The organism is Paenibacillus endoradicis (assembly GCF_024721975.1).
In genome coordinates, this window is sequence record NZ_JANQBB010000008.1 from 33,486 (window position 1) to 45,919 (window position 12,434).

Consider the following 12,434-nt stretch of genomic DNA (forward strand, 5'->3'; position numbering starts at 1 on the left):
ATAGGTTAATGAAGGGTAAAAGTTCCTTTTGTCGAACACACATAACGCAATAAAGCCGAATGAGAGGTGAAAATCCCTTTCGCCCGAGCCCATTTGAATTCATAAATCCTACCGTTAGAAATGTACGAACATCTTACGCTATGCTATGATAGAACTATATAAAAGTGGCAATGAAAATAATGAAAAAGTAGGTACTATGATGCATTTATTATCAATTGAAAATATATCGAAAAGTTATGGAGAGAAAGTACTTTTTGAGGATGTCACCTTCGGTTTAGAAACGGGAGACAAAATCGGAATCATTGGTGTTAATGGTACTGGAAAATCTACTTTTCTAAAAGTAATAGCTGGAATGGAGCAAGCGGATTCAGGTAAGGTGAGCGTTGCTAACCACGCAGTTATACGTATGCTTCTGCAAGAACCACAGTTTGAACCTAATGAAACAGCACTTGAGCATGTACTTGGTGGTGATTCACCACAACTTCAGGCATGTAAACAATATGCAAACGCGTTAGAATTATTAGAACTTAATCCATCAAGTACTGAGGCACAAGATCAACTTATTAAAGCAAATGAAAAAATGGATGAGTATGATGCTTGGCAACTAGAAAGTGATGCGAAGCAAGCTTTGAATAAACTTGGTATTAACCAATTCGATATGTTAGTTGAAGAGATGTCAGGTGGTCAACGAAAACGTGTTGCTATGGCAGCAGCATTAGTATTACCGTCTGATATTCTTATACTTGACGAGCCTACGAATCATATTGATAATGAATCGGTAGCATGGCTTGAAGGCATGTTACAGAAGCGACGAGGCGCATTACTTATGATTACGCATGATCGTTACTTTTTAGATCGCGTAAGTAATCGGATTGTTGAACTTGATCAAGGTAGAGCATTTTTCTATCAAGCGAATTATAGTCGCTTTTTGGAATTAAAGTTAGAACGTGAAGAGAGTGAAGCTTCATCAGAAGCAAAACGTAAAAGTTTACTACGCAATGAACTCGCTTGGATGCGTAAAGGTGCGAAGGCAAGAACTACGAAGCAGAAAGCTAGAATAGATCGTTTTGAAGAGTTACAAGCAACAACACCGAAGGAAGGCAATGGCAAAGTAGAGTTATCAGTTGCATCTACTCGCCTAGGACGTAAAATTATTGAAGTAGAGAAAATAAGTAAAAGCTTCGGTGATCGTCAATTGATACAAGATTTCAGTTATATTGCAGTACCAGGTGATCGTGTTGGTATCGTTGGTCGCAATGGAGCCGGGAAATCTACGTTGTTGAAAATGATTGGTGGTAGATTAGAGCCTGACGAAGGTCAAATCGATCTTGGCATGACAGTGAAATTAGGATGGTTTTCACAGGAACGCGAAGAAATGAACGAGTCATTACGTGTGCAGGAGTATATTCGTGAAGCTGCTGAGCAAGTGAAAACAGCTGATGGAAGTATGATTTCATCTAGTCAAATGCTGGAGCGTTTTCTATTCAGTTCTACAATGCAATGGACTCCGATATCTAAGTTATCAGGTGGAGAAAAACGTCGCTTGCAATTATTACGAGTATTGATGGAAGCGCCGAATGTATTATTACTTGATGAGCCAACAAATGATCTTGATATTTCAACATTGACGATATTAGAGGACTATTTAGATGATTTCCCTGGCGTTGTGTTTGTTGTATCGCATGATCGTTACTTCTTGGATCGTACAGTTGATAAAATTGTCGGCTTTGAAGATGATGGGGAACAAGTTATTCATACAGGGAACTATTCTGATTACCAAGCTTATGTACAGCAACGAGTAAAAGGTTCTTCAACAGAGAAGACTCCTAGTAAGCCTAAAGTAGAAGAAAAAGTAATTGAGAAAAATCGCCCACAAGAGCCTCAGTTGAAGATGTCGTTTAAAGATCAGCGAGATTATGAGAATATAGAAGATTGGATTATGGAAGCAGAATCCGAGCTAGAGAATATTGCTAAAGAGATGGAAGTTAATGCGAGTTCAGCTGGATTGCTTATTGAGCTTTCAGAAAAACAACAATTAGCAGAACAGAAACTTGAACAGTTGATGGACCGTTGGGCTGAATTAAATGAACTAGCTGACAAAATCGAAGCACAGAAGAAGGGATGAGCTTAGTGAATATTCGTAACATTTATTGTGTTGGTCGTAATTATCATCTACATGCATTAGAGTTAGGCAATGAAGTACCAACTTCTCCTATGATTTTTACGAAGCCAACTCATGCACTCGTTGCGATGAATGGCGGAGATATTGTTATTCCTAAGCAACAAGGCGAAGTTCATTTTGAATTAGAAATCGTATTACGTATTAGCGATCACTATACGTCTGGTATGAGTGCAGAACAGGCTATAGATGCTTTTACTTTAGGGTTAGACTTAACCTTGCGCGATGTTCAAAGTAAGTTAAAAGCGAAAGGATATCCTTGGCTTCCTGCTAAAGGTTTCAAGCAATCTGCTACGTACGGAACATGGTTACCATTTGTTAGCTTAGAACAGATCAATCGTAGCGAGTTTACATTGATACGTAATGGTGAAATTGCTCAGCTTGGTCATCCAAGTGATATGATATTCTCAATTGAACAACTGATTGCCTTTATTGATACTGAGTATGGATTAGGCGCAGGTGATCTAATCTATACAGGTACACCGGCAGGTGTAGCTAAGCTTGATGAAGGTGATCAACTAGAAGCGCAGTATAATGGTGAACGGATTGGTTCGTGCATCATCCAATAAATGAATATGAGATAGTTAAACGCCCCTAGGTACTCGTGCAGATTCGCGCTAGTAACTAGGGGCGTAGTTATTGATAATATTTACTTCATCTATTGTAATCGGTTGACCGAATAAATCGACTGCAACCATATTAAGTTATGTCATTAGCCATTAAATGCGGATAGCATCCATACGTGTTTCTCAAGTGAAGTATGAATAGCAAGTAACATATCTGCCGTAGTTTCATCACCAGCTTCTTGTGCTACAGCCATAGCTTCTTTCAACTCTTGAATAATAATTGTAAAGTCATGAATAACTTCATCAACCATTTGAGTAGCTGTCTCATGGCCTTTAGCTTCTTTAATACTTGAATACTCTAAGTAGTCAACCATTTTAGCAAGTGGTTGGCCTTTTACAGCTAACAAACGCTCAGCAATTTCATCGACATGAAGTGTAGCTTCTTCATAAAGTTCTTGGAATTTAGCATGTAATGTGAAAAATTGAGTTCCTTTTACATACCAGTGGTAGTTGTGTAACTTAACATATAATACGCTCCAGTTAGCAATTTGACGGTTTAATTGTGATTGAATAGTGTTCATAATAATTCCTCCTAAAATGTAGTCTTTTAACATTGTAATCGAATAATAACATTTCCATACGGTTCTGATTTAATATAAACTTAGATCAATTCCTTATTTATAATTATTACAAAATTGTTCGTAAAAGTCAACCTTTTCACTATAAAAATAACTATTGGTTTATGTTAATTAATTTCTATATTGAGTTCATTAGGAGGTAATTCACAAAGCTCGCTTTATAAGTGTACACACTAACCATAATATTTAATAACTTTACTGTCATTATTAAAAATCACACTTAGCAATTTTCATTGCAAGCATTCCTATATGTAAACAAAAAGCTAAAAATTGAAACAATAATTGAAACAGCACAAAAAAACAGATAATAAGTCATATACACAACTTGTTATCTGCTCTATGTTATTAATGGATTTAATTGCTCTCAGCAAGCATAAACACTGCAAGAATAAACATTGCATGTGACCAAGTAAGAGGTACTACCCATGCTGTTTCACCTGTATTTTTATCAACTTGCTCAGGTAGAAGACCTGTTTCCGTACGGTGATCAAGTGCCCATTGCATAAGCTGACGCGCAGAGGATGCTTCACCGTTTGCGAAGCGATAGTGGGCTAACCAAAGTGTTGTTAAGATCCATGGGTTTCCACCAATGTAGTTATCATCTTCGTAACGCTTAATACCACCAACACCTTCAACCGTAAGGCGTTTTTCAATTGCATCAGCTGTTGAGCGCATACGATCAGATTTGGTAGCTACAGCATTGAACGGAACACTAATACCTAGCAAGCTAATATCTACGATTGGATCGTGCTTCAACACATGTTTTTGGTAACCTTTATCAAGGTCTACAATATATCCTTCTGCACCATTAGCTGTATCTGCATTATATTTATAATCAGATACTTTCAGATCAACGCCACGGTAGAAGCTTCGTAGTTCATGGTTAAAGCAGTATGTTTCAATTCCTGCTTGAATACCTGCAGCGGTTGTATTCCACTGATCTTTTAGTAAAGACTCGCCAGCAAGCTCTGCAAACCCAGCTGCAGCAGTTAAACCACCATATACAGCGGCCGAGGAGTACGTATGAGAAGCTTCACGTTCTTCCCAAAGATCAATACTTGGTTTTGGAAGACCAGTTGCTGGATCGATAAATGATTCTAAGAATTGCGCGCCTTTGGAAACTGCTGGCCATACACGAGCAGCAAACTCTCGATCTTCATTCACTAAATAATGTTGCCACATTCCCCAAATAATTGATGCACCCTCATCAATTTGTAGACCCCAAGATGGAGCTAGTTGACCATCGTGATAGTGACGTTGTTGCCAAGAACCATCTGATGATTGAGCAGAAAGTGTCCAATCATAGAAAGCATCAGTCAGATCTTTCAAGCCGACTTTATCAAGTGCTGTAGTGATGAAAGCTGCATCACGACCCCAACAATAAGAATATCCACCACAACGGCTATATGTTTCATCGAACTCAGGAGCAGCAATAATCGTTCCTGTTTTCTCATCGGACATTAGTTTAAACATCAGAATTGAACGCTCATATAGATCCTTAATTTCTTCGTCTTCCACTGGGCAAGGAATAGCATTATTTACATATTGATTCCAATAGGCATTTGTTTCATCAGCCCATTGTTCACTAGTTTTTTTGCGAGCTTTTTCTAATAGATCGACAACTTCTTCCTCATTATTACCAGCGGCTACATAGATTGGAACAATAACCGTCTCACCAGCTGCTACAGTAATTTCATAAGACAATGCACCGTCAGGACGCATATCAATGTTTCCACCGTTGAATTGCCCGGATTGAGCATCTTCCCATGAAATACCTGCTTGATATTTTGCGCATACGATTGCACTAGAAACTCCGAAGAAATATTCGTGACGGAAATGAATTAAAGAATCAGCTAAGTTATTAAACATCGTTGTATTATATAGTCCATTTTCGCAAATTACAAAAGATGAATGAACGACAAAAGAGAACTGCTTAGATACGCCGCTAGTGTTCACAAATGCATATTCACGAACTAATAGATCTGTACTAGGAACAGCAAAATGACGGCTGTTTACAGTAAGACCTTGTGATTCATTAGTGGCATTAATATGCAATACATTACTACGATTAGCATAGTTAATTTCATGGTTCCAACCATTATTTTGTTCATCGAACCAGTCAACATTAGAACCTTCCAGTTGGATACCAACACGCATAGCATCTACGTGCTGAGGTGTATCAATATTGGGCCACCATAATCGATACATTTTACCAGTACGTCCAAGTGTAGCAAGCATACGTGAATTACCAATTACTGCATCAACTAAATACGGTTTTTTATCATTCATCTTTATTAACCCCTCTTATGAAAGTCTTTGATTGAAGATTCTCTTACTACTAAGCGATGTGGAATAATATTGCGCGCTCCAGTATTAAGATTTTCTTGTATACGGCGAACCAGCAAATGTGAAGCAGTATAACCAAGCTGGTAAGTGCCGATGTCAACAGAGCTAATGGCAGGTGAAGCCAACTCTGAAACTGCTATATTATTAAAACTTACAAGGCTAATTTCATTGGGAACGTTGTAGCCTAATTCATTAAGACCCCGCAAGATACCTAGTGTAGTTACATCATCAATAACGACTAGCGCAGTGGGGCGATCAGGAATATCCATAACGAATGACATAGCACGGAATCCACTTTGTTGTAGAAACTCTGCATCAACAATCCATTCAGGATTTACAGATAAACCGGCTTCTTCCATTGCCTTATGATAGCCGGCAAGTCGATCTACTGAAACGGTAAGGTTAGGTAAACCAAGGATAAATCCAATTTTAGTGTGACCTTGATTAATTAGATGAGTTGTTGCATCAAATGAAGCTAATACATTGTCAGTATCAACTGTAATAATATTATCATGCCCTTCAGTCCGACCAATTAATACAGTAGGAAAGTCATGCTTAGATAATATAGAAACGAGTGGGTCATTTTGTCTAGATGATAGCAAAACAACACCATCTACACGCCTCCCTAGTACCAATCTTGCAATCGTATCGTTCTCATCAGCAGGTGAAGTAGCAGCTGCAAGTAACATATCATAACCAGCTCTAGTAGAATGTGCTAATATTCCTCTTAATAATTCGCCAAAGAAGAAGTCTTGGAATAATTCTTCCGCAGGTCGAGGTAATACAATGGCTAATGTTCGAGTTGTTTTTGAAACTAGGCTTTTGGCCATAACATTAGGGTGATAACCCATCTCTTCCATTATTCTTTTTACTTTAGCTGTTGTTGCTTTACTAATTCTAGAATGATTGGAAATGACGCGTGAAACAGTAGAAGGTGAAACTCCTGCTTCTTTTGCTATATCTTTTATTGTGACCATGCTCCAGATCCTTCCTAAATAAACCATCATTTGAATTAACTATAGCTGTAAGCGCAAACTTATGCAATCATTAGATGGTTTTTATTCACTGTACATTTTTTACAATATTTACACAACTAATGAAATAGTAAGAAAATGAGAGCATATGAAAGAAATTACGAGGTAATAAGGAAAAAACAGGTAAAAATAATCTGTGCAATCGTTTTAACAATTTTGGGTTGTATAGTATATTGAATTTACATTATAAAACGCTTACATCAAGACTGAATGAGCGTACAATCGATATTTGTGGGAATTTGTTAAGTTTTCCCGCAATTTTTAATAAAGATTGTACAATCGTTTGCACAAATTAAGTTTTATAAAAGTTAATGAGAAATTTAATAACTTTTATAGCTTAATCTTAAAGTGCAGTGTCTGGGGGTAGGCGTTTTGTTTGTCATTATGCTCAAAAAATGGAAGGGGATCTAGAAAAATGAAAAAAACGCTTGCACTTTGTTTACTTAGCTTAATGTTACTGCTTACTGCTTGTGGAAGTAACAACGGAGGTAACACTCCAAAAAATGCACCAACAAACACTCCGGCTACAACTAACAATGCACCAGCTGAGGAACCTGTTAATAATGCTGGTGAGGAAGCTCCAACATTGACTCCTGAAGAAGGCGCTGAACTAGTAGTTTGGGATTCCAAAAATCAAAGAGCTGTACTAGAAGAGTTAGTAGCTGAATTTACTGCTCAATACAATGTTCCTGTAAAAATTGAAGAAGTTGAATCCCCAGACCAAGTTGGTAAACTTACTATTGATGGACCATCTAAAAATGGTGCTGACGTAGTAACTTTCCCACATGATAGTCTTGGTGCTGCTGTTTCTGCCGGTCTAATTTTACCAAATGATGTATTTGAAGAGGAAACGAGAAAGAATAACGCTGAATCTGCAGTTAATGCAGTAACATATGCTGGTGAACTATATGGTTACCCACGCTCTGTTGAAACATATGGCTTGTTTTACAACAAAGATCTTGTAACTGATGTTCCAAAAACTTTTGATGAAGTCGTTAAATTCGCTGAAGGATTCAATGACACTGCTGCTGGAAAATATGGTTTGATGTGGGAAGTGCAAGATTTCTACTTCAATTACCCGTTCATAGCTACAAACGGTGGTTATATTTTCGGTAGTAATGGAGAAGATCCATCTGATATCGGTATGAACAACGAAGGCGCTGTGAAAGGTCTTGAAATTTTCAAATCTTTGAAAGCTATTCTTCCAATTGCTTCTGGTGATATTACAAAAGACATCATTGAAAGCAAATTTGCTTCTGGTGATATTGCAATGACAATTACTGGTCCTTGGAAAGTTGGAGATTTCCGTAAGCTTGGTATTAACTTTGGTGTAGTTCCAATTCCAACTTTAGATGGTTCTCCTGCAATTTCATTCTCAGGTACTAAAGCTTGGTATGTTAACTCGTACTCAGATTATCCAGTAGCTGCTCGTCTACTTGCTAACTTCTTAGGTTCTAAAGAAAGCCAATTGAAAGACTTCGCTGCTACTGGTGCAATTCCTGCCAATACAGAAGCTATGAAAGATCCTGCATTCATTGCTGATGAAATCGCTGCTGGCATCGCAGCTCAATTCGTAAACTCTAATGCAATGCCATCTATCCCAGAAATGGGCAAAGTATGGGATCCAGGTGCAGCTGCTCTAGCTGATATTTGGAACACAGATATTACTCCAAAAGATGCGATTGACAATGCTGTTCAACAAATTTCTGATGCTATTAATGGAGCAACAAACTAGATAAATAGAACGATGTTGCCTGCCTTTCTTCTAGGGGCGGGCAACAATAATAGAAGGGAGCCATGTGGTATGAAAGGTCAAAAAGTGACCGCAACCATTTTATCTGTTCTTTTCATGGGGCTTGGACAGTTATTCAATAAGCAGTTTATGAAGGGAATTATTTTGCTCGTTATAGAAGCGGCCTCGCTTATGTACTTCATACCGAATTTAGTGAAGGATTTATCGGGAATAATTACTTTGGGTGAACAAGGGACACACTTTGAGAAAGTTAATGGGATGACTGTTACAGTAGCAGGAGATCACTCGATTTATCTTATGATAGACGGATTAATCACTCTATTTTTACTTCTTATTGTAATAGTCATTTATGCAATAAATATTCGTGATGCTTATCGTACGGCAGCAATAATTGAATCAGGGCAACAGATCATCAGCTTCAAACAAACGATTAAAAATATGAATGGGAAAAGTTTCCCTTATATATTACTTTCCGTCCCGATGCTTGGGGTTTTATTCTTAACAATTCTTCCAATTATTTTTATGGTTATGATCGCATTTACAAACTACTCAATGCCTAATCATATTCCACCTAAAAGTTTAGTAGATTGGGTCGGTTTCCAAACTTTCTTAGACTTATTATCATTATCTAGCTGGTCAAAAACATTTTTTGGTGTATTAACTTGGACAGTAATTTGGGCTGTTCTTGCTACAGTTACTTGTTACTTTGGTGGTTTATTAGTTGCATTGCTAATTGAACAAAAAGGTATTCGATTCAAAAAACTATGGAGAACGATTTTCATTCTGCCATATGCAATTCCACAATTGATTTCATTGCTAATTATGCGAAATTTATTCAATGGTCAATTTGGTCCTCTTAATGAATATCTAGCAATGTTTGGACTTGGAAAATTACCATGGTTAACGGATCCAACACTTGCAAAAGCAACAGCTATTTTTGTGAATATGTGGATAGGTATTCCCGTTTCAATGGTTCTCATATTAGGTGTACTTACTGCGATACCGAGAGATATGTATGAGGCTGCTGAAGTAGATGGTGCTAACGCTTATCAAAAATTCAAAATTGTAACGTTGCCATTCGTTCTATTTGCTACAGCGCCAATTCTTATTACACAATTCGCAGGAAACATTAACAATTTTAACTTGATATTCTTACTAACAGGTGGCGATCCAAAAAACGGTAGCTACCAATTTGCAGGAAGTACCGATTTACTCGTAACATGGCTGTACAAATTAACCTTAAATCAAAGCCAATACAATATGGCGTCAGCAATTGGTATTATCATTTTCATCATTATCGCCACATTATCTATTGTGAACTACAGACGTACAAAATCGTTTAAAGAGGAGGATATGATTCAATAATGGGACAAAAACAAAAAAACTTTATAAGACTGTTTTTTAGCTATCTTATCCTCGTTATTATTGCAATCTGTTGTATCTATCCAGCACTTTGGGTAGTCATTTCCTCGTTCAGACCGGGTAGTTCATTGTTCAGCGAAGATTTTATTCCTAAGATATGGACAATGGATCACTATCGAGAATTATTTAATAACTCAACGTTTACGTATGCGGTTTGGTATTGGAATACGCTGAAAATTGCTACAATTACAATGATCCTCTCTACATTACTTTCAACGATCAGTATGTATGCATTGTCTAGATTCCGTTTCAAAGGTCGAAAAAATCTATTATCAATGATTCTTGTGTTAGGTATGTTCCCTGGATTCATGAGCTTAATTCCGTTATATATCCTTCTGATGCAATTTGAACTATTGAATACGCATTTAGCATTGATTATTGTGTACTCATTTGGTTCAGTCCTTATGAATGGATTTGTAATAAAAGGATTCTTCGATACCATTCCAAGAAGTCTCGATGAATCAGCTCGTATTGATGGAGCAACACATTTACAAGTATTTACGAACATTATGCTTCCTCTAGGTAAACCGATCCTAATTTATGTAGCATTAACGACATTTACAGGGGCATGGGTTGACTTTATATTTGCTCGATTAGTATTAACATCACGTGATAGATGGACACTAGCAGTAGGTATGTATGACTTAGTAAATTCATATCAAAATTCAAATTTCACGTTGTTTGCTGCAGGGGCTGTATTAATTGCCGTACCAATAACATTACTTTTCGTATTCCTACAAAAGTTCTTGGTTCAAGGCTTAACTGCTGGCGCATCAAAAGGATAGTGGTGTAATGAATATCAAATATCTATTACAAGGGCAGAGAGCAATCGCTGTCCTTCTCTTTTTAGTTGTTGCAGTGATATTTTCTGGTTGTGTTAACAAAGAAGGTAATTCTACGATTAATGTAGAGCAAGTGAGTCCAACAGTAGAGGTTGATCAACCGAAGGATACCAATGAGGGTAATGAAGTTAGTACTACAGTTACCTCATATGAAGTAGATGAGCAAGATGGGACTATATTTTACGAGATTTTTGTAAGAGCATTTTATGATAGTGATGGTGATGGCATCGGGGATTTGAACGGTGTAACAGCTAAGCTAGATTATTTACAAGAACTTGGAGTCGGTGGTATTTGGCTTATGCCGATATTACAAAACAATTCGTATCATGGTTATGATACAACAGATTACTACCACATATTACCTCAATATGGTACTGAAGAGGATTTGAAAAATCTAATTAAGGAAGCTCATGCTCGTAATATTAAAGTAGTAATGGATCTTGTAGTCAATCATTCTAGTTCTAATCATCCATGGTTCCAAGAAGCACTTCATTATAAGGATAGTAAGTATCGAAATTGGTATCAATTTGCTAATGTGGATGAGAAAGTTCGTTCAGATAGCGCCGCTGGTTCTATAGCATGGCACACGACGGCAGACGGCACAGAAAAGTATTTGGGTATTTTCGTAGATAATATGCCTGATTTTAATTTCGATGAGCCAGAAGTTCGCGTGGAATTCATTAAGATAGGTCAGTATTGGCTTGGAATTGGTCTTGATGGTTATCGTCTAGATGCTGCTAAGCACATTTTTGGAGATTACAAATCTACATTATACGAGCAAGAAACAATCGATAAAAACGTCAAATGGTGGCAGGAGTTCCGCGCAGGTATGGTAGAGGTTAACCCCGATGTATATCTAATAGGAGAGGTGTGGGATTCTTCAACATTAGTAGCTCCATTTTTCAATAATGCACTTGATTCTGCATTTAACTTTGATATTGCAGATCGTATTGTTGGAGCAGCAAAGGATGAGCGAGACAGTGATCTTGCATATTCGCTCGTTAAAGCATATAAAATGTTCAACAAAACATCGAATGGGCAATTTTTAGATGCACCATTCTTAACGAATCATGACCAGACTCGCGTAATGTCAGCAGTTCACGGTAAAGTTGAGCGTGCTAAAGTTGCAGCAAGCATATTACTTACATTACCCGGTACACCATATTTGTATTATGGTGAGGAGATTGGTATGCAAGGCATGAAGCCCGATGAAGATATTCGCGAACCAATGATTTGGTATGAGGACGATGCTGGGGGAGTTGGACAATCAACTTGGAAAGCTGCTAAATATAATATAGGTGATGAACATGTATCGGTAGAAGAACAACTTGTTGACAACTCTTCCATTCTGAATCACTATAAGCAACTCATAAGCTGGCGTAAGGAAGTATCTGCCCTACAAACGGGTGACATATTCGAATTTACGTTAACTACGCGTAATTTTAGTTTAACGCAATATGTACGTGCTACTGCAGGTGAAAGAGTGCTAATTATTCATAACTTGAGTGATGCTATGCAGTTAGCAGAATTGGATCAATCGACTCAGTTTGGTAACTTCACAGAAATTGTTAAAACGACAAATAATGATGCACTTTTGCAAGATGCAACATTGACTATACCGGCATATAGCACAGTCATTATGAAGTGATATTTT

Annotated in this window: 9 protein-coding genes; 6 read left to right on the forward strand and 3 right to left on the reverse strand. The window is 37.4% G+C overall.

The genetic code is table 11. The annotated features are described in order from the left end of the window. The first annotated feature begins 199 nt into the window (after window positions 1-199). A complete protein-coding gene (locus NV377_RS22160; protein ID WP_258203186.1) occupies window positions 200-2,125 on the forward strand; it encodes an ABC-F family ATP-binding cassette domain-containing protein in 1,926 nt (641 codons plus the stop codon). Next, window positions 2,122-2,748: a fumarylacetoacetate hydrolase family protein gene (locus tag NV377_RS22165; protein WP_258202996.1), complete on the forward strand. Its 627-nt coding sequence runs from the start codon at window positions 2,122-2,124 to the stop codon at window positions 2,746-2,748. Before NV377_RS22160 ends, NV377_RS22165 begins: the two co-directional genes overlap by 4 nt. 143 nt (window positions 2,749-2,891) lie before the next feature. Here the strand turns inward: NV377_RS22165 and NV377_RS22170 are convergent, their stop codons facing one another. The 3 genes from NV377_RS22170 to NV377_RS22180 form a co-directional block, all read right to left on the reverse strand. After that, window positions 2,892-3,326, reverse strand: coding sequence for a Dps family protein (locus tag NV377_RS22170; protein ID WP_258202997.1), 435 nt, complete (start codon window positions 3,324-3,326; stop codon window positions 2,892-2,894). A gap of 411 nt (window positions 3,327-3,737) precedes the next feature. Beyond that, window positions 3,738-5,672, reverse strand: coding sequence for a glycoside hydrolase family 15 protein (locus NV377_RS22175; protein ID WP_258202998.1), 1,935 nt, complete (start codon window positions 5,670-5,672; stop codon window positions 3,738-3,740). 5 nt (window positions 5,673-5,677) lie between these two features. Next, complete coding sequence (locus NV377_RS22180) at window positions 5,678-6,706, reverse strand: LacI family DNA-binding transcriptional regulator (RefSeq protein ID WP_258202999.1); 1,029 nt, start codon at window positions 6,704-6,706, stop codon at window positions 5,678-5,680. A gap of 472 nt (window positions 6,707-7,178) precedes the next feature. Between NV377_RS22180 and NV377_RS22185 the strand changes: the two genes are divergently transcribed. The 4 genes from NV377_RS22185 to NV377_RS22200 all read left to right on the forward strand — a co-directional run bounded on the left by NV377_RS22185 (window position 7,179) and on the right by NV377_RS22200 (window position 12,428). Next, complete coding sequence (locus NV377_RS22185) at window positions 7,179-8,498, forward strand: sugar ABC transporter substrate-binding protein (protein WP_258203000.1); 1,320 nt, start codon at window positions 7,179-7,181, stop codon at window positions 8,496-8,498. A gap of 69 nt (window positions 8,499-8,567) precedes the next feature. Beyond that, on the forward strand, window positions 8,568-9,881 hold the full coding sequence (locus tag NV377_RS22190) for a carbohydrate ABC transporter permease (protein WP_258203001.1): 1,314 nt from the start codon (window positions 8,568-8,570) through the stop codon (window positions 9,879-9,881). Then, complete coding sequence (locus tag NV377_RS22195; RefSeq protein WP_258203002.1) at window positions 9,881-10,723, forward strand: sugar ABC transporter permease; 843 nt, start codon at window positions 9,881-9,883, stop codon at window positions 10,721-10,723. Before NV377_RS22190 ends, NV377_RS22195 begins: the two co-directional genes overlap by 1 nt. Window positions 10,724-10,730: 7 nt before the next feature. Continuing rightward, window positions 10,731-12,428, forward strand: coding sequence for an alpha-amylase family glycosyl hydrolase (locus tag NV377_RS22200; protein WP_258203003.1), 1,698 nt, complete (start codon window positions 10,731-10,733; stop codon window positions 12,426-12,428). Window positions 12,429-12,434 lie beyond the last annotated feature (6 nt).

Excerpts from the sequence above, each read along its gene's own strand:
- NV377_RS22185 (WP_258203000.1), top strand. The coding sequence starts at position 7,179 with ATGAAAAAAACGCTTGCACTTTGTTTACTTAGCTTAATGTTACTGCTT.
- NV377_RS22160 (WP_258203186.1), top strand. The coding sequence starts at position 200 with ATGCATTTATTATCAATTGAAAATATATCGAAAAGTTATGGAGAGAAA.
- NV377_RS22170 (WP_258202997.1), bottom strand. The coding sequence starts at position 3,326 with ATGAACACTATTCAATCACAATTAAACCGTCAAATTGCTAACTGGAGC.
- NV377_RS22195 (WP_258203002.1), top strand. The coding sequence starts at position 9,881 with ATGGGACAAAAACAAAAAAACTTTATAAGACTGTTTTTTAGCTATCTT.
- NV377_RS22175 (WP_258202998.1), bottom strand. The coding sequence starts at position 5,672 with ATGAATGATAAAAAACCGTATTTAGTTGATGCAGTAATTGGTAATTCA.
- NV377_RS22200 (WP_258203003.1), top strand. The coding sequence starts at position 10,731 with ATGAATATCAAATATCTATTACAAGGGCAGAGAGCAATCGCTGTCCTT.
- NV377_RS22180 (WP_258202999.1), bottom strand. The coding sequence starts at position 6,706 with ATGGTCACAATAAAAGATATAGCAAAAGAAGCAGGAGTTTCACCTTCT.
- NV377_RS22165 (WP_258202996.1), top strand. The coding sequence starts at position 2,122 with ATGAGCTTAGTGAATATTCGTAACATTTATTGTGTTGGTCGTAATTAT.
- NV377_RS22190 (WP_258203001.1), top strand. The coding sequence starts at position 8,568 with ATGAAAGGTCAAAAAGTGACCGCAACCATTTTATCTGTTCTTTTCATG.